Below are 23,384 nucleotides of genomic sequence, written 5' to 3' on the forward strand. Positions count from 1 at the left end.
GAACGGTTCCCGCGCCTCTCCGGCGGGAGGTCTAGGGATGGACATGCTCGCGCGGGACGGGATCACACCCCGGCCCGATGGCATCCGCGAGCTGCCGCTCTCGTACGGCCAGGAGCGCATGTGGTTCCTCGACCGGCTGGAAGGGGCCGGAGGCGGCGGCGCCCACAACGTCTTCATCGCCGAACGGCTCCGGGGACCGCTCGACCCGGACGCCCTGGAGCGGGCGCTCGCCGAGATCGTGGCGAGGCACGAGATCCTGCGGACCCGCTTCCCGAGCAGGGACGGCGCTCCCGTCCAGGTCGTCGACGAGCCACACCCGGCCGGCGACCGGCCGTACCTGAAATTGCTGGACCTGTCGGATCTTCCCGAGACGGAACGTGAGGCGCGGACCACGCGGCTCGTCCGGGAGCAGATCGAGCGGCGGTTCGACCTGGCGGGCGAGCCGCCGCTCCGGGCGGGCCTGTTGCGCCTGTCCGAGCGGGAGCACGCGATCTACGTCGTGTTCCACCACATCGCCGTGGACGGCTGGTCGATCGGCGTGTTCGCGCGCGAGCTGGCCACGCTTTACGGAGCGTTCCTGGCCGGTGAACGGCCGTCGTGGGAGCCGCTGCCGATCCAGTACGCGGACTTCGCGCTGTGGCAGCGCGAGCGTCCGGACGACCTGGCGGACGAGCAACTCGGCCACTGGCGGCGAAGGCTGGCCGACCCGCCGACGCTGGAGCTCCCGACGGACCGGCCGCGTCCCCCGGTCAGGACCTCCGAGGGCGGCTGCGCCCTGCTCCTGCTCCCCGCCGAGCTGGCCGACGCCGTCGACGGGCTCGCCCGGCGCACCCGCACCACGCCGTTCATGGTGCTGCTCGCCGTGTACCTGGTCCTGCTGTCGCGCCGCTCCGGCCAGGAGGACATCTGCGTCGGCACGCCGATCGCCGGACGGGACAGGGACGAGCTGGAGCCGCTCATCGGGCTCTTCCTCAACACGCTGGTGATCCGCGGGGACCTGTCGGGCGACCCGACCTTCGGGGAACTGCTCGTCAGGGTCCGCCGCGCGGCCCTGCAGGCGTACACCAACGCGGCCCTGCCCTTCGACCGGCTGGTGAGCGAGCTGAACGTCCCCAGGGACCTCAGCCGCACGCCCCTCTTCCAGGCCCAGCTCGTCCTGCACGACTATCAGGGCACCGCCCTCACCCTGCCCGGCGTCACCGCGGAGGCGGTCGACCTGGGCGACGCACGGTCGGCGAAGTTCGACCTGTCGCTGGAGTTCGGGCGGCGGGACGGCGACCTCGAACTCTCCCTCGTCTACAGCACCGCCCTGTTCGACCACGCCACGGCCGAGCGGATGGCGGCGCACGTCGCGGCCATGCTGCGCAGGGCCGTCGAGGACCCCGGCACGCGGCTGTCGGAGCTCGGTCTCCCCCCGGAGGCCGAACGCGAACTGGCCCTCACCGTGTGGAACGACACCGCCGCCCCGCGCCCGGAGGCCACCCTCCACGACCTGGTCGCGGGTGAGCCCGGGACGGTCGCGGCCACGTGCGGCGGGCGGAGCCTGACGTACGCGGAACTGGAGACGAGCGTCAACCGGCTGGCCAACCGGCTGCGGCGCGAGGGCGTGCGGCCCGGCGCCGTCGTGGCCGTGTGCGCCACCCGCTCGCTGGAGACGCTGGTCGCGCTGCTGGCCGTGATGAGGGCGGGCGGCGCCTACCTGCCCCTCGACCCGGACTACCCCGCCGAGCGCCTCGCCTTCGTGCTGCGCGACTCGGGCGCGGAACTGCTCCTCACCGAGGAGCGCGTGCGCGGACGGCTTCCCGAGGACGCCTGGAGCGGCGGGAGCGGCGGGAGTACAGCCCGGGTCCTGTTCATCGAGGACCCCCTGGTGTTCGCCGGTGAGCCCGGCACGCCCCCCGTGCCGCTCGCGACGCCGGACGACCTCGCGTACGTGATCTACACGTCGGGCTCGACGGGCCGCCCCAAGGGGGTCGCGATCGAGCACCGCGCCGTGGTCAACCTGCTGCTGGCCATGCGGGACCTGCTCGGCGCCGGTCCCGGTCACGTCTGGCTGGCGCTCACCTCCCTGTCGTTCGACATCTCCGTGCTGGAGTTCTTCCTCCCGCTGGTCACCGGCGGCCGGGTGGTCGTCGCGGGAGGCGCGGAGGCGTCGGACGCGCTCGCGCTGGTGAGGCTCGCCGCCGCGCACGGCGTGACGCACGTCCAGGCCACGCCGTCGGGCTGGCGGGCGCTCCTCGACGCGGGATTCGACGGGCCGAGGGTGACCGCCCTGACCGGGGGCGAGGCGCTGCCGCCCGCCCTCGCCCGCGCGCTGCGAGGGCGCGTGCGAGCGATGTGGAACGTGTACGGGCCCACCGAGACGACGATCTGGTCCACCTACGAGCCGGTGCCCGCCGAGCCCGGGACGGTGGCGATCGGCAGGCCGCTGGCCAACACCCGTGTCCACGTGCTCGACGACAGGCTCGACCCGGTGCCCCTCGGGGTGGTCGGCGAGCTGTTCATCGCGGGGACGGGGCTGGCGCGGGGCTACCTGAAGCGGCCGGGCCTGACCGCGGAGCGCTTCCTGCCCGACCCGTTCGGTCCGCCGGGGTCGCGTCTGTACCGGACCGGCGACCGGGTGAGATGGCTGGCGGACGGGCGGCTGGAGTTCCTCGGCCGGGCCGACGGCCAGGTGAAGCTGCGAGGCCACCGTATCGAGCTGGGCGAGGTCGAGGCCGTCCTGGAGACCCACCCCGAGGTCTCCCGCGCGGTCGCCGCGATCGTCGACGACACCCTGGTGGCGTACGTGGTCGGGGTCCCACCCGCCGCCGGAGAGGACCGTGCCGCAGAAGCCGGAGCAGGAGTCCAGGCCGGAACCGGAGCGGGAACCGGAGCCGCGGCCGGAGGCGTCGAGGTCACCGGTGAGGTGGACCTCGCGAGGCTCCGGGAGCACGTCGCGCGGTCGCTGCCCGCGATCATGGTGCCCGCGGTCGTGGTGCCGCTGCCCGCGCTGCCCCTCACCCCGAACGGCAAGGTCGACCGCAAGGCGCTCCCCGCGCCCGGCAGGCCGTCCGCCGGGCACGGCCGCCCGCCGGAGACCCCCCTGGAACGGCGGGTGGCCGGGATCTTCGCCGAGGTGCTGGGCGTGGCCGCCGACCGGCTCGGCGCCGACGACGACTTCTTCGGCCTGGGCGGGCACTCGCTGCTCGCGGTCAAGGTCACCGCGCGGATCGCGGCGCTGCTCGACGTGGAGGTTCCCGTCAGGGAGCTGTTCGGCCGGCCGACGGTCGCCGGGTTCGCCGAGGTCGTCGGCAGCGCCGTGTCCGGCCCCGCGGACGACCACGACGGTCGTGCCGTCCCGTTGCGTCCGCGCCCCGAGGGCGCGCCGCTCGCGCTCTCGCCCGCGCAGGAGCGGCTCTGGCTCCTGCACCGGCTCGATCCGGACGACGCGGCGTACAACATGTTCAACGTCTGGCGCCTGCGCGGCGATCTCGACACCGCCGCGCTGGAACACGCTCTCCGGGACCTGGCGGCGCGGCACGAGACCCTGCGCACCCGCTACCCGGAGGTGGACGGCGGGCCGGTCGCGATCACCGACCCCGCGACCGGTCCGCTGATCGAGCACATCGACCTCTCCGGCGGGGAACCGGCGGGGGGAGAGCGGCTCGCGGGAGGGGCCGGCCCCGGAACCGCCGGAGGAGAGACCGCAGGAGAGAGCGGCGGGGAACTCGCGGAGAGGGAGCGGGAGGCGCGGCGGCTGGTCGCGGAGCGGACCAACGCCCCCTTCGACCTCACGGGACCGCCCCCGTTCCGGGTCAGCCTGCTGCGCCTGGCAGAGCACGACCACGTGCTCTGCCTCGTCCTCCACCACATCGCGGGCGACGGCTGGTCGCTCAACGTCCTGGCCGACGACCTGGCCGCCCTGTACGCCGCGCACCGGAACGGGACGGAACCCGGTCTCGCCGAGCCGCCGGTGACGTACGGGGACATCGCGTTCTGGCAGCGGAGCCGCGACGACGGGGCGGCGTTCGGCTACTGGCGCGAGCGGCTCGCCGACCCTCCCGTGCTGGAGCTGCCGCTCGACCACCCCCGCCCGCCGATCTCCTCCCACACCGGGGGGTTCCACTCCTTCCGCCTGCCCGCCGATCTCACCGCGCGGCTGGAGGAGGTGGCCCAGGAGTGCGGGGCGACCCTCTTCATGGTGCTGCTCGCCGCGTACCAGGTGCTGCTGGCCCGCCACACCGGCCAGGACGACATCATGGTCGGCTCCTCCTACGCGGGGAGGGACCGCGTCGAGCTGGAGCCGGTCGTCGGCTATCTCGCCAGCACCCTGGTCCTGCGGGGTGACCTGTCGGGAGACCCCTCCTTCACCGACCTCGTGGGCCGTACGCGGACGATCGTGCTGGAGGCGATGGCGCACCAGGAGGTGCCGTTCGAGAGGCTCGCGACGGAGCTGGAGGTGGAGCGCGGCCTGAGCCGTACGCCGCTCTTCCGGACCATGGCCATCCTGCACAGCCAGGACGACGGCACCAGGGACTCCCTCGCCGACCTGGACCTGGAGTTCTTCGACGCCGGATACCGGCAGGCCAAGTTCGACCTCATGCTGGAGATGTGGCGGGACGACGACGGGCTCTTCCTGGTGCTCGGCTACGACGCCGAGCTGTTCGAGGTCGAGACCGCCGCCCGCCTCGCGGGCCGGTTCGGCGTCCTGTGCCGCGCGATCGCCGCCGACCCCCGCCGGGCCCTCTCCGCGCTGCCGCTGCGCACCGACGAGGACGACGCCCGGCTGCGCGTCCACGAGGAGGCGACGGCCCTCCTCCCCGGTCCTCTCGTGCCGGACCTCGTCCGGGAGGCGACCGTCCTGCACGCGGACGCGACGGCGGTGGGCTGCGGCGACGAGACGCTGACCTACGCGGGCCTGGAGCGCCGCGTCGCCGCGCTGGCCGCGCTGCTCCGGCGCCGCGGTGTCGTACGGGAGACGGTCGTCGCGGTCGTGGCGGACCGGTCGATCGACGTCGTCGCGGCGATGCTCGCCGTGTGGCGTGCCGGTGGCGCCTACCTGCCCGTCGACCCCGAACTCCCGGAGGAACGGGTGGGGACGCTCCTGTCCGGCAGCGGAGCCGCCCTCCTGGTGACGGCCCGCCGCCTCGGCGGCCCGCCGCCGGGGGACGTCCCGGTGCTGGTCCTGGACGATCTGGAGCACGAGAGGCCCGAGGAGACCGCGCATCGCGTCGACGGGGACGACGCCGCGTACGTCATCTACACCTCGGGGTCCACCGGGCAGCCCAAGGGCGTGGTGGTGGAGCACCGGGCCCTGGCCGACCGGGTGGCCTGGATGAGGGAGGCGTACGGGCTGGGGCCGGGAGACCGGGTGGTCCAGTTCGCCGCGCTCGGCTTCGACGCGCACGCCGAGGAGATCTACCCCGCGCTGGCCTCGGGAGCGGCCCTCGAACTCCTGCCGGGCGGCGCGGTCACCCTTCCCGAGGTCCTCGCCGGACCCCGGGGGCGCGAGGTGACCGTGCTGGACCTGCCGACCGCCTACTGGCACCGGCTGGTCGACCAGATCGACGACGTGGCCTGGCCGGAACGGCTGCGGCTGGTCATCCTCGGTGGCGAGCAGGTGCACGCCGGAGCCGTGGCCCGCTGGCGGGAGCGGTTCGGCGACCGGGTCCGGCTGGTCAACACCTACGGGCCCACCGAGGCCACGATCATCGCCACCGCGGCCGATCTCGGCTCCGCCGACACCGAGGGACGCCCTCCGATCGGGCGGCCGATCGGCGGCACCCGGGCGGTCGTCGTCGACCCCCGCGACCCCCGTGTACCGCCCGGCGCCCCCGGAGCGCCTCCGCGCCGCACGCCGTCCGAGCTTCCGCACCGCGCGCCGCCCGGCGCCCCGGGGGAACTGCTCCTCGGCGGCGCGGGACTCGCCAGGGGATACCTCGGCCGTCCGGACCTGACCGCCGGGCGTTTCCTCGACGACCCGGAGCTGGGGCGGCTCTACCGCACCGGAGATCTGGTCCGGTGGCGCGCGGACGGCCTGCTGGAGTTCCTGGGCCGCGTCGACGACCAGATGAAGGTCCGCGGGTTCAGGATCGAGCCCGCCGAGATCGAGGGACGTCTCCTCGCCCACCCCGGCGTGCGGCAGGCGGCGGTGACCGCCCGCGAGGACAGGCTGGTCGCCTACGTCGCGGGCCCCGCCGACCCGGCGGAGCTCCGGCGCGACCTCGCCGCGGCGCTCCCGCCGTACATGGTTCCCGACGTCTGGGTGACCCTGGACGAGCTGCCGGTGACCACCGGAGGGAAGATCGACCGTCGCGCGCTGCCCGCGCCCGGCTTCGACCTCGACGAGGACCGGCCCTTCGTGGAGCCGAGGAACGACGCGGAGATCCTCGTGGCGGGCGTCTGGCAGGAGGTGCTGGGTGTCGGCAAGGTCGGCGCGCTCGACGACTTCTTCGCGCTGGGCGGTCACTCCCTGCTCGCCGTGCGGGTCGGTTCCCGCCTGCGCACGGCCGCCGGGATCGACGTTCCCGTCCGCGAGCTCTTCAGGAACCGCACGGTGGCCGATCTCGCGGTCGTGGTGGAGCGGATCCTGATGGAGGAGCTGTCCGCGCTGACGGACGAGGAGGTCGCCCGGATGCTCGGCACGGACGGTTCCTGAACACGCTCACCCCTTCCCCGTGACGACCGGCGGGCCGGGGGAGAACCCGGCACCCTCCCGGGACCGGAACCCGGGTTTCCCACTGGAGGTATCGAATGAGTCACCCAGACGTCGCCGGTCCGGCGGGTCCGGCCGAACCGGTGGAGCCCGCCGGGCAGACCGCGCCGGCCGAGCGGGCCGGGGGAACGACGGGGACGGGCGTCCCCCCTTCCGGGGACTCCCTCCGGACGTGGCTGGCCGGAGCGCTGTCCACGGCGTGTGACGGGGAACCCTCCGCCCAGGAGATCCTCGATTCCGACAGCTCGTTCGTCGCCATGGGGATCACCTCCATCGCCACGATCCGCCTGGTCGACGCCATCGAGGCGGAGCTGGACATCATGATCGACTTTGGCGGTGACACCTGGTTCCTCCAGGATCTGAACGCCCTCACCGCCTACCTGACCGACCTCACCCGCTCCTGAGGGGACCGCCGGACACCGGCCCGGCACCGCGCCGGGCCCGCCCCGCCCGCGTGCTCTTCCGCGGCCGACGCGACCCGGCCGCCGTCAGGGGCGACCCGCGCGGCCGAGGGCGATCCTGGTCGTCTCCTCGGGGTACGGCGACCGGCGTACGGCGTCGGCGGGGGACAGGAGACCCGCGCTCACCCGCTCGCAGAGACGGGCCAGAGCGGAGATCTCCGCGTGCTGGGCGACGACGAACGCGCGGCCGGCCGGGTCGCCGTGACCGGGAACGACGACCGCGCCACCGGGGCCGGGACCCCCGTCGAGCAGGTCGAGCAGCCCGGCGACCGTGGCGGGCCATTCGAGGGGGTAGGCGTCCTCGTAGGCGGGCGGCGCGCCGTTCTCCACGAGGTCCCCGGCGAAGATCACCCCGGCGTCCGGCACGTGGACGACCATGTCGTTGCCGGAGTGGCCGCGGCCGAGGTGGGCCAGGACGACCGGGCGGCCCCCGACGACCAGCCGGGCCCGGTCGGTCACGAGGTGGTCCGGCGGCACGATCTCGGTCCTCGCGATGTCGCCGGCGATGTCCGGGCGTCCCAGATCCCGGTAGTACCGTGCCCACTCGTCCCTGGCCCGGCCGCCGTTCTCGACCAGGTCGGCGCGGCAGCTCTCGTGTGCCCAGACGGGGCGGCCGAGGAACGGCCGGGTGCCGAAGCTGTGGTCGAAGTGCGAGTGGGTGATCGCCACCGTCCACGGGTCGCGGGTGATCCGTCTCACCTCCGCGAGCAGCTCCGCCCCCTGCCGCTCGTCCCCCCGCGTGTCGACCACCAGGCAGCCGCCGTCGCCCATGACCAGCCCCACCGACAGGTCCAGCTCGGCGTACCGCCGCACGAGCACCCGGTCCGCCACCTCGACCCATCGACCTTCCACGGGCCGTATTCTCCCCGATCGCCGGAACCGGCCGGTGAACGACCTCCGGCTCACCGCCCGGGGGGACCGGCCTCCAGGATGGCCTCGGCCAGGGCGGCGATCAGGGGGGAGCGCCGGGTGCTGTCCCAGGCCAGCACGACCGTGCCCAGCGGGGCGTCGGCGACCGGAACGTAGGTGACGTGGGGCCGCGGGAACAAGGAGATGATCGCGGGAGGGAGGAACACCACACCGCGCCCCGCCCGGACGTACTCCACGATCTCCTCGATGTCGTGCACGGCGGGCCCGGAGCGGGGCCGGGTCCCGTCGGGGCGTGGGTCGATTCTCCAGAAGGCGTTCCACGCCGGGTCGGCGTCGGCGTAGTGCAGGACGGGCTCGTCGGCGACGTCGTCGATGCTCAGCGAGGTCTTGCCCGCCAGAGGGTGGTCGGCGGGCAGCACGACGGTGAACGGCTCGGTGTACAGGAACATCGTGCTCAGTCCCTCGGAGACCAAGGGAAGCCGGACGAAGCCGACATCGACGCGGCCGTCGAGCAGAGCCTCGCTGCGGTTCTTCATGTGCAGGCGTTTGAGGTGGATGATCACGTCGGGGTGGCGCTCGGTGAAGCACCGCAGGGCCGGGGCGGTGTCTATGCCGAGCATGAACCCGACGGTCAGGTGGCGCCCGTCCTCGCCGGCGCGGCGCGCCCTGTCCCGGGCCGCGCGGCTGGCGGCGAGCAGCCGCCCCGCGTCGTGCAGGAGCTGCTCGCCCGCGGGAGTGAGGGTGACCTCCCGGCTGGTACGGACGAAGAGGTCGGCGCCCACGTCATGTTCTAGTTGTCTGATCTGCCGGGAGAGCGCGGGTTGTGTGATGTGCAGTGCTTCGGCCGCCCGGCCGAAATGCAGCCGTTCCGCCACCGCGATGAAGTAGCGAAGCTTGCGGAGATCAAGATCCATTCGAGCACCACCCCCGCCCTGATCGCGTTCGCCGATGTCCGGAGGGCATCGATGACGTCAGAACAAGCCTTGGACTTATGGCGAAATCTGATGAAAGATTGGTCCAGACGGTATGAGCGGCCCGATGACCAGCCAAAAAGCCGTCAGGCCTGACCTGTGCCACCTCATTCTCATCGAGTCTGTCGTGCGCGCCGGCGCCGCCGCGGCGAACGCCCCGCCGCCGATCGAGCTCGATGCTCGCGAGACCGGCCTGGTCGAGGTCATCGGGGTCGTCGCAGGTGGGATCTGGTCGTCCGGCCTCGGTTCACTGCTCGGCCCTTACCCCTTCGCCCGCTGCCCAACCGCCCCCGGCCGCGAGACCACGGAGGCGGTCACCGCCTCCGATCAGGGTGCCGACCGGCCGGAACATGGTTTCCGCGCGGCTCCGCGGACACCGCGACCATGCGGTCGGAATCATCAAGATCGCGTTAAGAAAGGGATGTTCGTGAAGAAGGGAAATTCCGCTCGGGCGATCGCGCTCGCCGGTACGAGTGTCACGCTGTGGTTCGGCCTGGGCGTGCTGGGCGCGTCAGGGTGCGCGGCCGTGACCGGTGACGACGCCATGCGGGAATCGACGTCGATCACGGTGGGCAACTGCGACTTCCCGACCTCCGTCCGCCCTGGCAGCGTGTACGTCACAAGCTTCAGCAACTGTTACCTCTGCCTGTACGAAGAGGTCAGCGCGCACGCCAGATACCCCTGGCGCGACTACTACTGCACCTACGACCCCGGCAGCGGCCTGAACGAACTGCATTACGTACCGAAAATGCCGGTAAAGGGAGCTTGAGACGTTGGAACAGAGCACCACGGGAACGCCGGCCGCCGCTCGGCGCCCTCGGCGGGAAAACGCGGGCGAGGACCTGTTCCCGGCCCGCCCGGCGGTGCCACAGGGGCCGCGAACCCGTCAGCCCAGGACCCGGCCGACCATCCGCGCGTACATCCGTCCCGGGCTCGGCACCGACGACGGGTGCAGGAAGCCGGGAAGCATCGGCAGGTCCACCGCGAAGGGCTGCAGCCGCTCGTAGAGGACGTCGGCGCCCGAGGGACGGTTGCCGGGATCCTTCTCCAGCAGGTCGGCGACGAGGCGGTTCAGCTCGTCCGGGACGCCGGGCACCTCCGGCGGGCGTTCCTTCACCTGGCGCTCGAACACGGCGTACTCGGTGGGGCCGGTGAACAGCTGGCGGCCCGTCAGCATCTCGTGGATCACACACCCGAGGGCGTAGAGGTCGCTGCGGGGGCCGGACAGGCCGCGCTGGATCTGCTCGGGCGCCATGTACGACGGGGTGCCGAGGATCTGGCCCACCCGGGTGAACTGGGTCGAACCGGACTCGCGGAGCACGGCCAGGCCGAAGTCGAGGACCTTCACGCTCCCGTCGGGGCAGAGCATCAGGTTGGTCGGCTTCAGATCGCGATGGTAGATGGACAGCGCGTGGGCGGCCGTCAGCACCGCGCAGGCCTGCGCGGCGATCGCCGCCGCCCACGGCACCGGGAGCGGGCCGTGCTCGCTGACCACGTCGGCCACGGTGACGCCCTCGATGAACTGCATCACCTGGAACAGCCGCTGGTCGAAGGTGCCGAAGTCGTACAGGACCGGAGCGCCGGGGTGTTCCAGCCTGGCCAGGATGCGGGCCTCGCGCAGGAAACGCCGCTTCAGCTCCTCGTCGGGGCCGGTGAGGAACTTCAGGAACTTGACGGCCACCCTGCGGTCGAGATGCTTGTCGTGGCCGCCGTAGACGGCCCCCATGCCCCCCTGGCCGAGGGGAAGGTCGTCGAGCACGTATCGGTCGCCGATGACCATCGACCCTCCCCTGGACCTGCGGGCGTCACGCCCCTTGGTCGCACGGCCGGAGATGGCCGTCGACCAGTCCGTCAAAGCCTAGCCGGAGCAGCGTTTCCCCCAGCGTCCGCGTTTCGCGCAGTCTGTCCTCCAGGTCGAACAGCTCGCGGAAGACCGTACCGTACATCCGCTGGTCGGACAGGGGCAGCATGGGCACCCGCGCCCGTCGCACGTCGAGGCGGCTGGAACTGGGATGGATCCTCGCCGCGTCGGCCGAGCGCAGGAACCCGGCCAGGAATCCGGAGTCGAGCCGCTGCGGGTCGACCCGGTAGAGCGTGAGCTGCGGGCCGAGCGCCGCGCCACTGTGGGTGATCACCCTGACCGCGCCCAGCGCGGTGGTCACCACGTCGCCCGGCCTGATCATGACCAGGGCCGGGTCGAGGGTGGTGCGGCCCGAGGGCGGCACGCCCGCCGCGGTGTCGTCGGCGGTCAGCACCGGAAGCGGGCCCTCGTCCGCGGACATCCTCGCCGGCGCCTGCAGGATCGTGATCAGCCCGGCCTTGGCCAGCTCGCCGACCGTGGTGGTCGGCAGGTCCTGCCGCTCGGCGAGCGGCTGGAGGGCGGGAGTGGCGTCCGGCAGCAGGGCCGAGGTCTCCTTGAACCTGGTCAGGGCGTCGGTGAAGTCGCGCAGGAAGTCGAGGCCGCCGTGCTGGGGGCGGTGCCTGGACGGGGCGAGGTCGACCTCGTCGTCGAGCAGGTCGATGATGCGCACCGTCCGGCTCTCCCCGGACAGCTCGGCCTCCGGGTCCTCCACGTACGCGCGCCAGGCGGGCTCCACGATCGACAGGTCCTCGGCGGCGTCCACCACCAGCAGCTGCGACGGCGGACGCCCGCCGTCGGGCCTGCGGAGCATCCACAGGTCGGGGCCGCCGGGCGCCAGCGTCACCACGGCCCGCAGCGCCCCCGTCCTGAGCAGGTTGCCGCGGATCCGCTTGCCGGGACGGCGGCTGGCGGCGGCGGTGGGCATCAGGATCGCCACCAGGCCGCCCGGCCTCACCCGGGCCAGGCAGTGCTGCACCCAGGCCAGCTCCGACTCCCCGCGCGGCGGCAACCCGTACTCCCAGCGCGGGTCGCCGGCGAGCTCCTCGTGTCCCCAGACCCGCTCGTTGAACGGCGGGTCGCAGACCACGGCGTCGGCGGGCTCACCGGCCAGGCGGTCCTCGCGCAGGGAGTCACCGGCGACGATCCGCGCCTCGGCCCCGCGCAGCAGCAGGCGTACGGCGGTGAGCAGCGCGTTCGTCTCGTTGATCTCCTGCCCCATCAGGACGGCCCCGCGTCCCGCCCGGACGCTCGTCCCCCCGCCCGCCGAGGCGCCGCCCCGACCGGCCAGGGAGTCCGCGCCCAGCAGCAGTGTCCCGACGCCGCACGCGGGATCGAGGACGACGCCCCCGTTCCCGGCCGCCAGCCGGACCATGAGCGCGGCCACGTCGTCCCTGGTGACCGGGAGCTGGCGGGAGTGGGCCTCGGCGTAGCGCCCGAACAGGAACTCGAAGACCTCCAGGGGGCCGCGCTCGGCGGCCAGCTCGGCGACCAGCCGGACGAGGGCCAGGTCGTCCAGGCGGAGATCGGCGGAGCCGGGGAGATCCGTCGTCACCTCGGCCACGCGGGTGAGAGACTTCGTGCCATGATCACGCCAGGCGGTGGGCTCGCGGCGCAGGAACAGCAGGAACGCGCCGACCTTGGCCACCAGCTCGCCCAGCCTGAGATCGTCGACCGAGGTGCGCATCCGCTGCCAGACCAGGTCGCCGAGCGAGACCTCGAAGGACTTGCCGTTCGCGCGCAACCACACGGCGATCTCGGGCAGGGAGAACAGCGGGCTGGAGGCGGTGCCGCCCACCGGCTGGGGAAAGTCCTCATGGCGGCGGCGCCAGTTGCTCACCGCTGCCCTGCCGACCCCGGCGAGCCGGGCGATGTCGCCCGCGTTCACGGTGATCTCCTGGCTCTCCTCCATGGTGGGCCACAGTAGTTGACTGTGCCGCAGCGGTCTACAACGACTTTGCTTGTGAAGTGCTTCAACCAATGATTTACTGCCCTCATGGCACTGAACCAACCACTTGCACTGCGCTACGCGGCCCGCTCGGACGTGGGTGTCCGCCGTGAGGCGAACGAGGACTCGGGCTACGCGAGCGCCCGCCTGCTTGCCATAGCCGACGGCATGGGTGGTCATGCGGGTGGAGAGGTCGCCAGCTCACTTGCCGTCACCGCCATGGCGAAGCTGGACGACACTCTGCCCGCCGGCGGTGTCGACCTGCTCGCCGCGCTCAAGGGCGCCGCCAGGGACGTGAACCACACGCTGCGCGACATGAGCGAGCAGGACCCCACGCTGCGCGGCATGGGCACCACCTTGACCGCCATGCTCTGGGACGGCGCCACCTTCGCCCTGGCCCACGTCGGGGACTCCCGGGCCTACATGTTGCGTGACGGCGCCCTTTACCAGATCACCCACGACCACACCCTGGTCCAGTCATTGGTGGACGAGGGGCGGATCACCCCGGAGCAGGCCGCCGAGCACCCGCGCCGGTCGATGGTGCTGCGGGTCCTCGAAGGCACCGGTGACGGCGAGCTGGACCTGTCGCTGCGCGAGGCCTATCCCGAGGACCGCTACCTGCTCTGCTCCGACGGCCTGACCGCCGTGGTCGGTCCCGAGACCCTGTTCAACACGCTGACCGAGATCTCCGACCCCGACGAGGCCGCCCGCTGGCTCATCGACCTGGCCAACCGGGGAGGCGGCCCCGACAACATCACCTGCGTCGTGGCCGACTTCGGGACGCCCACCGACGCGGCTCCGGCGGGCCCGACCATCGTGGGCGCCGCGGTCGAGCGGAGGCTCTCCCTCTGACCCTCTGACCCTCTGACCCGCGGGCCCGATCCCCGGGTCCCGGGTCCCAGGGCTCCGGCTCTCCCGGCCTGGCGGGACCCGAGAGCCGGCCCCCGTCGGCGGACCTTCTCGTCGGCGGGCATCCTCGCCGGGCGGGCTACGAGCCTTGGGAACTCACCAGGTCTTGCCGGTGATGCGCTCGTACGCCTCGATGTAGCGCGCCCGGGTGACCTCCACGATCTCGGCGGGCACCTCCGGGGCGGGTTCCCGCTTGTCCCAGCCCGTGCCGGTGGCCCAGTCGCGCACGTACTGCTTGTCGAAGGAGAACTGCGGGCGGCCGGGCTCCCACTGGTCGGCGGGCCAGAAGCGGGAGGAGTCGGAGGTCAGCACCTCGTCGCCGAGCACGAGCGTGCCGTCGGCGGCCCGGCCCAGCTCGATCTTGGTGTCGGCGATGATGACGCCCCGCTCCGCGGCGAGCTCGGAGCCGCGCCGGTAGACCTCCAGCGTGATCCGCCTGAACTCCTCGGCGGCCTCCGCGCCCTCCCGGGAGACGACGTCCTCGAAGGAGATGGGCTCGTCGTGCTGCCCGAGCGGCGCCTTGGTGCTCGGGGTGAAGATCGGCTCGGGGAGTTTGGAGCCGTCGACCAGTCCGGGCGGCAGCGGCACGCCCGAGACCGACCCGTGCGCCCGGTACTCCTTCAGCCCGCTGCCGGTCAGGTAACCGCGCGCGATGCACTCGACCTGCACCATCTCCAGCCTCCGGCACCGCACCGCACGCCCCTCGAACTCGGCGGGCACGTCGGTCGCCGAGATCACGTGGTTGGGCACGATGTCGGCGAGCTGCTCGAACCACCACAGCGACAGCCGCGTGAGGATCTTCCCCTTGTCGGGGATCGGGGTGGGCAGGATCACGTCGTACACCGACACCCGGTCGGACGCCACGAGGACGATGTCCCCGCGATCCTCGTAGACGTCGCGGACCTTCCCGGAATGAAGAAGCTTCACTGCGTTCCTTGCTCTCGCTCGACCCGGCGGCCGTCTGCGGGCCGCCGGTCGCTGACCGACACCTGCTCACCGTATTCGACACCCGGCGACGCCCCGCGCCCGCCCTGCCGGACGACCGGCCCCGCCCCCGCCCATGTGCCGGGCCCGACCGGGACGAGAACGACGGCGGGGCCGTCGAGGACCGCGGCCGCCCTCACCTCCGCAGGCCGGTGAGGACCACGACATCACTCATCTTCGCAGCAGGTCGGCGAGGACCACGGCCTCGCTGATGTCGGCCTGCCTGGTCGCGGTCAGGAGCGTCACCGTCCGGCTCCTCGCCAGCTCCCGCAGGTGCTCCAGCGCGGCGGCCCGCTCGGGATCCTCGAGTTCGGCCCGGTAGCGGCGGCCGAACTCCTCGAACCGGGCCGGATCGTGGCCATACCACGTGCGCAGCTCGGTCGAGGGCGCCACCGCCTTGCACCACTCCTCCAGGTGCGCCTTCTCCTTGGACAGCCCGCGCGGCCAGATCCGGTCGACCAGCACCCGGGCGCCGTCCCGGGGCTCCGGCTCCTCGTAGACCCGGCGCACCCGTACCTCTGGTTCGGCAGCCATACGGTGACCGTTCCCCGGCGACCGGCGACGGCAGCCACAGGTAGTGGCAAATGTCGGTGTGCGACGGGTCGAGGCCGGTGCATGGCCGGGGTGAGCTCGCCCGGGGCCGGGGTGCCCGCCTCGCGGATCTCGGCGGTGGCCCGGCCCCGGGCCTCACGGTTCGGGGGACAGGCGGTCGGCGGCGTGTTCGATGGCGGTGCTCACCCGGTCGGCCAGCAGGCCGACCGCACCGACCGCGCGGGTCATCGGGTCGTCCTCGGCGCCGCCGAGGGCCTGGGCGCGAAGGTAGGCGGCCTTCACCTCGGCCCACCGCGCGGCCTGTACGGGGGTCATGGTGCCGCGCAGCTCGGCCAGTTTGAGCAGGTTGGCCTCCGCGCCCGAGGTGAGGGTCTGGGCCTCGCCGAGGTAGTGGTCGTCGATCACGGCCTCCAGCTCGGCGTCGTTCATCACCGGGACGACCCGGGCCGCGAGCTTGTTCATGTTCCGGTACGAGCCCTGGAGCTGGAACGGCGGCTCGGTCCGCGACGCGTCCGCCTGGGCGGCCGAGGCGATGTAGGCCTGGTTGTTGGCCAGCACCACCCGCTGGATCCGCAGCAGCTTGCGCAGTACCGCGAGGACCTGTTCCAGCTCCACCGAGGAGTACGGGTGGGAGAGCTGGTCGGCCCGGACCCCCGAGTCGCCGCGCGCCAGCCGCACCAGGAGGCGGATGTCGCCCCGGTCGCGGGTGGAGAGCGGCGACAGGACGGGGTTGGAGGTGAGCGCGTTGTCGATGTAGCTCAGCGCGAACAGCTCGTCGCGCCCCGACAGCACGTCGCCCAGGTTCCACACGTCGGCGCGGTTGGCGAGCATGTCGGGGATGCGGAAGCGCTTGCCCGCCTCGGTGTACGGGTTGCCCGCCATGCAGACCGCGAAGCGCTTGCCCCGCAGGTCGTAGGTGCGGGTCCTCCCCTCCCAGACGCCCTCCATCCGGCGCTGGCCGTCGCACAGGGAGATGAACTTCTGCAGCAGCTCGGGGGAGGTGTGCTGGATGTCGTCCAGGTAGAGCAGGACGTTGTTGCCCATCTCCAGCGCGAAGGAGATCTTCTCGATCTCCTGCCGCGCCGTCGCGTCGGGCGCCTGCGCCGGGTCCACCGAGGTCACCAGGTGGCCCAGGGCCGGGCCGTTGACCTTGACGAAGATCAGCCCGAGCCGGTTGGCCACGTACTCCATGAGGGTGGTCTTGCCGTAGCCCGGCGGGGAGATGAGCAGCAGCATGCCCATCTGGTCGGTCCGCTTGGCGTCTCCCGCCGCGCCGAGCTGCTTGGCCAGGTTGTCGCCGATCAGCGGCAGGTAGACCTCGTCGAGCAGCTGGTTGCGGACGAAGGCGGTCATCACCTTCGGCTGGAACTCCTCCAGCCTCAGCCGCTCGCGCTCGGCCGCGACCAGCTCGTTGCGCCGCCGCTGGTAGGCGCGGTAGGCGGGGACGCGGTGGTCGCGGAAGTGCCGGGTCCTGGCGAGGAACTCGTCCAGGCGCAGCTCCATCGCGCGCCCGGAGACGCGGGGGTGCGCGCCGAGCAGCCCCTCGACCGTGGCGGTCAGCGCCGCCGAGGAGTCGTGCCGCGGCACCTCGCACAGCAGTACGGCCACCGCCTCCACCAGCTCCGCCGATCCGGCCCCCGTCCCCGTACCCGTGCCCGGTTCCCGGCCGGAGCGCGGAGCCGAGACGTCGAAGGCGGAGAGCCACGCCTCGGCCAGGCGGTGGCGTGCGGCGAGGTCGTCGCCGAGCGCCCGCAGGTCGTCCTCGAACTCCGCGCGCGCGGGCCCCAGCGCCCGGTCGAACCGGTCGAGCAGCGACCGCGCCCCCGCGCTCGTCACGAACCCGAACGGCTTGCCCGGCAGCTCCTCGAAGAGATACTCCCCGGCCAGCTCGAAGACACCCGTGTCTCCCGCGTCTCCCGTGTCGCCGTGCAGGCCCCGACTGAAGGACGCGATCGCGGAGCCGAGGGCGGCGCGGGTCTCCTCCACCGCCTCCACCCTGCCGAACAGGGTCCGTGCCCGTACGAGCGACGTCGCCCGGGTGGTCCACGCCGCCCGGGCGGCCTCGTCGGCGCCGAAGGCCCAGAAGAGCTGGGCGGCGGCCCTCGCGGCGGGCGGGTAGCGCAGCAGTCCCGCGCCCGCGTGCAGGCGGAGCGCGGCCTGGAGGATCGCGGTGGCGTCGTGGTCGTGGACACCCCGCTCGTAGCCCTCGTCGTACCTGGTCTCCGCCACCCGGCGGACGATCTCCAGCAGCTCCCCGCCGGTCACCGCGGCCTCGTGCAGCGCGTCCAGGGAGACCGGGGCCCCGCCGGTGTCGGGGGACGACGGCGTTCCGGCCTCGGCGGCGGCCAGGATCGAGGCGGCCAGGTGCTCGCCCCGGTAGACCTCGGGCGACTCCGAGACCGTCAGCTGGTTCCAGAACGGCCGGGTGTCCTCGAAGGCCGCGTCGCGCACCGGGGAGCGGTAGTCGGTCCCGGTGACGGCGAACGCCATCCGGTCCTCGTGCGGGACCAGGGTGAGGTCGGCCGGCTGGGTGTTGACCGCGAACAGGTGGCGGCCGAGCCGGATGGTCTCCCCGCCGTCGGTGTAGAGGTCGAGCCGGTCGCGCAGGGCGCGGCCCGCCTCCTGGCGGGCGGACTTGATCCGGCCCTCGAGCTCCTCCGCGCGCACCTGGTCGCCCAGCGCGCGCAGCTCCCCGGCCACGCCCCTCAGCTTGAGCACCATCGGGTCGGACCCGAAGTAGGTGTTGACCTCGTCCAGCGACGCCAGCCCGGCCACCCGCCGCCGCACGCTCGACAGGATCCGCGTGGCGGAGTCGGCGAGCCGGTCGGCGCGGCGGGCCCGCTCGTCGAGCAGCGCCTGGCGGCGCGAGGAGAACGCCTCGTAGACGTCCTCCCGTTTGGCGGCCAGCTGCCCCAGGAAGTCGTCGAACCCGGCGAAGCGCGACTCCAGGTTCTCCAGCTGGAGCATCAGGCGGCCCAGCTGCTCGTCGCAGCGCTCGGGGGTGTCGGACATCGCCAGCGCCCCGGTGATCGCCTGCCCCAGCAGGGCGTACTCGGCCGCGAAGGCCGCCCGCCCCTCACCGGCCAGCAGCTCCCCGCGCCGGGCCTCCAGCGTGGCGCGGGCGCGGTTGACCCCGCCGAGCACCTCGCCGACCCGTTCCAGGATGGCGGTCCGCACGGTGGCGTCGGCGATGTCGAGCGTGCCGACCACCTCGACCACGATCTCCAGGCCCCGGGCCTGCCGCTCCAGCCGCTCGCCGATCGGCCCGGCCTCGGCCACGGTCGCGATGGCGCCCGCGTCGGAGACCAGCCGCTCGACCTCCGCGTGGTATCCGGCGAAGGCGTCGTCGCCCCGCAGGAATCCCGCCGCGCGCTGCGCGGTGCTGTCCAGCTCGGCCGCCAGCTCCGCGTCGAGCGCGTCGATCCTGGCCGTGTCGACGTGGCGCAGCTCGCGCAGGGTCACCAGGTGTCCCTGCGACCGCCGCAGCTCCGACAGCCGGTCGACCCAGCCCTGCGCCGACCTGGGCGCCTCGCCGCGCGCGTGCCGTACGAGCGCGGTGACCTCGGCGGCGGCGCTCTCCAGCGCCTCGGCGGCCTGCCGGGTGAGCGACTGGACCTTCTCGAACTCGTCCAGCACCTGCTCGGCGGTGGCCCGCAGGTCGGCGAGCGGGCCGCGCAGCCGGTGCTCGCCCAGCCAGTGGTAGTGGTCGAAGACCCGGGCGCAGGAGGCGATCAGCGCCTCGAAGACCGGGACGGACGGCGCCATCTCCTCGACCATCCGCGCCACCGACAGGCAGTCGGAGATGCCCCGTACCAGCTCCGCGTTGCCGATCCGCTCCAGCGGCCCGGTGCCGACCGGACGTCCGGCGGCGTAGAGGTCCGACTGGTAGGCCGTCTGCCAGACCTGCATGGGGTGGACGCGGGTGGGCTCGTCGGAGGTGGCCCTGAAGACGACCAGCGTGCCGTCGTCGAACAGCGAGTACCCGTGGCAGGACAGCGGCGTCTCCACCTGCTTGCGGATCACGTTGTACGGCAGCAGCAGCGACCGCCCCTCGGCGCGGGCGTGGAAGACGTACAGCACGTCCTCGCCGTTGGGGGAGCGGATGACCCGCTCGAACTCCAGCTCGGACACGTCGGTGTCGAACGTCTTGCTGACCCCGGTGGACAGGTGGTAGCCGCCGGGGAAGATGATCCCCTGGTCCTCGGGCAGGCGCTGGCAGGCCTGCCCGATGCCGTCGAGGCGGACCACGCCCTTGGTCCGGGTGTTGAACACCAGGTGCCGCCACTCGGGCTCCTTGTACGGCCGCACCCGCAGCAGGATCAGCGGGCCGATCCTGGCGTGGTGGACCTCCGCGTCGGCGAGGCTCTGCAGCGGCTCCGCGACGGGCTCGCGGTAGACGCCCTCCCCGGTCTCGGTGTTGTTCTCGATCTTGATGGTGAGGTCGCCGCCGACGGTCTCGACGAACACCTCGCCCTCGATCGAGATGTGCGGGTGGCGGCCCATGACGTGATCGTCGCGGGTGGCCGGGATCCACTCGAAGTCGTGCGACGGCGGGAACGTGTGGTCGCGCTCCCCCCGGTCGTCGATGTAGGAGAGCGTGCCGTCCGCCCCGACCTGCCAGCGCAGCACGCGGGTGTCCTGCGGGCCGGTCTGGAAGACGGCCAGCATCTTGCCCTCGACACGGCGGAGCTGGAGCAGCCGGGTCTCCCGGTAGTACCGGTAGAGCTCGGCGAAGTCCCGCTCGAAGCGCGGGTCGCGGAACATCGGCGCGGGGTCGAACCGGAACGCGTTCCCGCCGTTCCCGCCCTCCCCGCCGTCCCGGACGAACGTGTGCACGGAGAAGACGTCCTCGACGGTCGTCTCCGGCTTCATCCCGATGAACACGTTGTAGCCGAAGAGCATGAGCCCGCCGACCGACACGATGTCGCGCGGCACGCAGTTGTTCTCGGTGCGTATCCGCTCGGTGCCGACCAGGCGCAGCTCGGTCCCGCCGAACACCGCCAGGCGCTCGGCGTTGAGCGCGTCGGACTGCCGGGCCAGCTCGGCGGCCTGCTCGGCCAGCCGGGCGCGGAGCACCTCGTAGGTGCCCGCGTCCAGCCCCGCCCCCTCGCCGGGGGCGCCGGTGACGGCCTCCGCCGTGGAGGACGTCACTGCTTGGCGGAACCGGCGGAGTTACCGGCGGAGTTGCCGGAGCCGGCGCCCCCGGCGAGCGCGGCGACGGGGACCTCGGTCGTGGTGGCCGCCTGGGCCTCGCCCAGCAGGCCGCGCAGCCTGTCCGCGTCGGGACCGCCTTCCTTGATCATTTTCATCAGCAGCGCGGACAACGAGAGGTTGCGCACGTCGGCGGTGTCGATCGAGCCGAGGGCCCTGCCCAGGTCGGCGGGGAGGCTCGCCGAGCCGTCCAGGTACGGCCCGGCCAGCGTGCGGGCGACGTCGGAGTTCTCCACGAAGCCGTCCACGGCCTTGCCCATGCTGATCGAGCTCATCAGCCGGTCGAAGAACACGGTGTCGCCGCCGACGATGTCGATGTTGGCCTTGGACAGTCCGGCCGACACCACGGAGGCCTGCGCCTCGGCGATCTTGAGCTGGACGTTCACCCCGGCGAGGCGGATCTCCTTCTCGGCCTCCAGCCGCAGGCGGTACTCCTCGTGGGCGCGGGTCGCGTCGGTGAGCGCGGCCATCGCCGCGGCCTTCTCGGTGAGACCCTCGGCCTCGGCCTTGAGCTTCTCACCGACCGTCGCGGCGGCGGCCAGCGCCATGGCCTGCTCGCCCTCCGCCTCGGCCTTGAGCTTCTCGCGCACCGCGGTGGCCACGGCGTGGGCCCTGGCCTGCTCGCCCTCGGCGACCGCCAGCGCCTTCTCCCGCTCGACGGTGGCCTCGGCGCGGCCGACCTTCTCGATCGCCGCGGCGTCCCGCTCGCGTACCTGCACCTCGGCCAGGCCGACGGCGGCCATCTCGGCCTGCACGCCCTCGGCCATGCGGATCTTGGCGCGGGCGTCGAGCTCGGCCGCCTGCTGCCGCGACTCGGCCAGCACCAGCGCCTCGCGCGCCCGGTGCTTGGACGCGGCCTCGGAGGCCTCGGCCGCCTTGATGTCCTTGACCAGGCTCTCCTGCGCCTCGGCCTCGGCCTGGATGATCACGGCCTGGCGGGTCCGCTCGGCCTCCTCGACCACGCGCAGGCGCTTGATGCTCTCCTCCTGCTCGGCGACCGTCTTCTCCACCACGATCCGCTCGCGGATCACCTCGGCGATCGAGCGCTTCTCGCCCTCCAGCTCCTTGTCCTTGGAGATGCGCGACAGCTCGGTCTCGCGCTCGCGGGCGATGACCTCCAGCAGCCGGTCCTTCTCGATCCGCTCGGTCTCGATGGCGAGGACCCGCTCGCGGTTCTTCGCCGCCACCGCGATCTCGCGGGCCTGGTTCTCCTGCTGGACGCCGAGCTGCTCGTCGGTACGCAGGTGGGCGGCGTGCGCCTTGAGCCGCTCCTCGGCCTGGACCTTGGCGGTCTCCGCCTCCTCGCGGGCGCGCATGGTCTCGACCTCGCGCTTCTGCTTGGTCTCCGCGTCGGCCTGGCGGCGCTCCAGCTCCAGGATGGCCTCCCGCGCGTCCACGTTCTGGCGGGTGATCTCCTTCTCCTCGCGCCGCTGGAACTCGTTGGTCCGCACGTGCTCGATGGCGGTCAGCTCGGTGATCTTCCTGATGCCCTGCGCGTCGAGGATGTTGTTCTTGTCCAGGGAGAGCAGCGAGGTCTGCTCCAGGTAGTCGATGGCCGCGTCCTCGAGGCTGTAGCCGTTGAGGTCGGTGCCGATGACCTGGATGATCTGGTCGCGGAACTGGTCGCGCTGGGTGTAGAGGTCCACGAAGTCGAGCTGCTTGCCGACCGTCTTGAGCGCCTCGGAGAACTTGGCGTTGAACAGTTCCTGCAGCGTCTCCTGGTCGCTCGCCCGCGCGGTGCCGATGGCCTGGGCGACCTTCACCACGTCCTCGACGGTCTTGTTGACCCGGACGAAGAAGGTGATGCGGATGTCGGCGCGGATGTTGTCGCGGCAGATCAGGCCCTCACGGCCGGTACGCGCGATCTCGATGGTCTTCACCGAGATGTCCATCAGCTCGGCCTTGTTGAAGACGGGCAGCACGACGGCCCCGGTGAAGGTGACGTCAACCTTGTTGATCTTCGAGATGATCAGGGCCTTGCCTTGCTCCACCTTGTGGAACAGCCGGCTGATCATGAAGAGCACGGCGATGACGACGAGGAGGACGACGGCGAGGAGAATGCCGAGCCCGGTGGAGATGACGTCCAATGTGGTCCCTCGGTTAAATAGGACGATCAGGGTCGAGTTCCGCGTCGTACGGCATCACCCAGAAGAATTCGCCGGGGGAGTCATAGGCGAATATCAGGGCGACGCTGCCGGCTGCGAAAACCTCGTCGCCGGTCTGCCGTACTTGAACGAGAGCGGAGGAGCCGTCGGCGGACGTGACCTCGGCCTGGCCGAAGGTGCGACCGACGCGGCTCGTGCGGACGACGCACACGCGGCCCACGAAGTCGGCGCGGGAGGGGACGCGCTCCTTCGGGACGAGACGCCGAAGTGACAGGACGACGAGGCGCGTACACGCCCAGGCGCAGACCAGTGCCGCGACCAGCACCGCGACCAGGGCGGGGGTGCTCGTGAACAGCGTGCCGCCCACGAGGCTCGCGAACCACGCGACGACGACCAGCAGCGAGACGGCCACCGCGGCGGGGACTCCGCCGAGTCCCAGACCGCTCAGGAGGCCACCGGCCCCTGTCGCCTCGGACCCGTCACCGTCACCGCCGCCGTCGAACCCGAACACCCCGGACACGACGAGCACCCAGTACGCGATGATCACCAGGAGCAGGAACGTGAACAGGACGGTCGGAAAAGACAGTGCGGCATCGACGAACTGGCCCATCGGCGTGTGAGATCCCCCTGCTGGCATACCGGAACGTGCTCCCCCGAGCACGTGTAGGTGACTATATACAGATAAAGTTTCGTTAAAGGGAATAGTTCCCAAAGCGGAAAAATATCCGCATGGATTTCTCGCCCGCGGGGGCTATCGACGCGCGGGGCTCACCCGGCCGCCGTCCGAGGCGCGGAGGCAGGGCGCGGCGGGGCATGGA

General features: G+C 72.4%; 13 protein-coding genes. 4 read left to right on the top strand and 9 right to left on the bottom strand.

All coding sequences use genetic code 11. The annotated features are described in order from the left end of the window. Positions 1-37 precede the first annotated feature (37 nt). Together ACTOQ3_RS31965 and ACTOQ3_RS31970 are read left to right on the top strand one after the other, a co-directional pair. Positions 38-6,640 carry an amino acid adenylation domain-containing protein gene (locus ACTOQ3_RS31965; RefSeq protein WP_440087168.1) on the top strand — a complete coding sequence of 2,201 codons (6,603 nt, stop codon included), beginning with the start codon at positions 38-40 and terminating at the stop codon, positions 6,638-6,640. A 95-nt stretch (positions 6,641-6,735) separates the two neighbouring features. Continuing rightward, on the top strand, positions 6,736-7,101 hold the full coding sequence (locus ACTOQ3_RS31970) for a phosphopantetheine-binding protein (protein WP_440087170.1): 366 nt from the start codon (positions 6,736-6,738) through the stop codon (positions 7,099-7,101). 84 nt (positions 7,102-7,185) lie between these two features. On the opposite strand, the gene ACTOQ3_RS31975 is transcribed toward ACTOQ3_RS31970, so the two are convergent. Both ACTOQ3_RS31975 and ACTOQ3_RS31980 read right to left on the bottom strand, forming a co-directional pair. Next, on the bottom strand, positions 7,186-8,010 hold the full coding sequence (locus ACTOQ3_RS31975; RefSeq protein WP_440087171.1) for an MBL fold metallo-hydrolase: 825 nt from the start codon (positions 8,008-8,010) through the stop codon (positions 7,186-7,188). Between the two features lie 50 nt (positions 8,011-8,060). Further along, entirely contained in the window at positions 8,061-8,942 is an 882-nt protein-coding gene (locus tag ACTOQ3_RS31980; RefSeq protein WP_440087172.1) for a LysR family transcriptional regulator, read from the bottom strand. 124 nt (positions 8,943-9,066) lie between these two features. Here ACTOQ3_RS31980 and ACTOQ3_RS31985 point away from each other — a divergent pair, with 124 nt between their 5' ends. Beyond that, positions 9,067-9,768 (top strand): hypothetical protein, encoded by a 702-nt coding sequence (locus ACTOQ3_RS31985; RefSeq protein ID WP_440087173.1) that lies wholly within the window; start codon positions 9,067-9,069, stop codon positions 9,766-9,768. Between the two features lie 117 nt (positions 9,769-9,885). Here the strand turns inward: ACTOQ3_RS31985 and ACTOQ3_RS31990 are convergent, their stop codons facing one another. Beyond that, complete coding sequence (locus tag ACTOQ3_RS31990; RefSeq protein ID WP_440087174.1) at positions 9,886-10,779, bottom strand: serine/threonine-protein kinase; 894 nt, start codon at positions 10,777-10,779, stop codon at positions 9,886-9,888. Positions 10,780-10,804: 25 nt separating this feature from the next. Beyond that, positions 10,805-12,769 (bottom strand): HsdM family class I SAM-dependent methyltransferase, encoded by a 1,965-nt coding sequence (locus ACTOQ3_RS31995; protein WP_440087176.1) that lies wholly within the window; start codon positions 12,767-12,769, stop codon positions 10,805-10,807. An 84-nt stretch (positions 12,770-12,853) separates the two neighbouring features. Here ACTOQ3_RS31995 and ACTOQ3_RS32000 point away from each other — a divergent pair, with 84 nt between their 5' ends. Continuing rightward, positions 12,854-13,657, top strand: a complete 804-nt coding sequence (locus ACTOQ3_RS32000) for a PP2C family protein-serine/threonine phosphatase (RefSeq protein WP_362679730.1) — start codon at positions 12,854-12,856, stop codon at positions 13,655-13,657. Positions 13,658-13,810: 153 nt separating this feature from the next. On the opposite strand, the gene ACTOQ3_RS32005 is transcribed toward ACTOQ3_RS32000, so the two are convergent. The 5 genes from ACTOQ3_RS32005 to ACTOQ3_RS32025 form a co-directional block, all read right to left on the bottom strand. Further along, positions 13,811-14,641: a phosphoribosylaminoimidazolesuccinocarboxamide synthase gene (locus ACTOQ3_RS32005; protein ID WP_440087177.1), complete on the bottom strand. Its 831-nt coding sequence runs from the start codon at positions 14,639-14,641 to the stop codon at positions 13,811-13,813. 228 nt (positions 14,642-14,869) lie between these two features. After that, positions 14,870-15,232 carry a DUF488 domain-containing protein gene (locus ACTOQ3_RS32010; RefSeq protein WP_440087178.1) on the bottom strand — a complete coding sequence of 121 codons (363 nt, stop codon included), beginning with the start codon at positions 15,230-15,232 and terminating at the stop codon, positions 14,870-14,872. A gap of 153 nt (positions 15,233-15,385) precedes the next feature. Then, positions 15,386-20,401 carry a DNA repair ATPase gene (locus tag ACTOQ3_RS32015; RefSeq protein WP_440087179.1) on the bottom strand — a complete coding sequence of 1,672 codons (5,016 nt, stop codon included), beginning with the start codon at positions 20,399-20,401 and terminating at the stop codon, positions 15,386-15,388. Continuing rightward, complete coding sequence (locus ACTOQ3_RS32020) at positions 20,398-22,548, bottom strand: flotillin family protein (protein ID WP_440087180.1); 2,151 nt, start codon at positions 22,546-22,548, stop codon at positions 20,398-20,400. The genes ACTOQ3_RS32015 and ACTOQ3_RS32020 overlap by 4 nt, the downstream gene beginning before the upstream one ends. Positions 22,549-22,561: 13 nt before the next feature. Further along, on the bottom strand, positions 22,562-23,176 hold the full coding sequence (locus ACTOQ3_RS32025) for a hypothetical protein (protein WP_440087181.1): 615 nt from the start codon (positions 23,174-23,176) through the stop codon (positions 22,562-22,564). Between the last annotated feature and the right edge of the window lie 208 nt (positions 23,177-23,384).

Source organism: Streptosporangium sp. LJ11, assembly GCF_051918945.1.
Taxonomy (GTDB): domain Bacteria; phylum Actinomycetota; class Actinomycetes; order Streptosporangiales; family Streptosporangiaceae; genus Streptosporangium.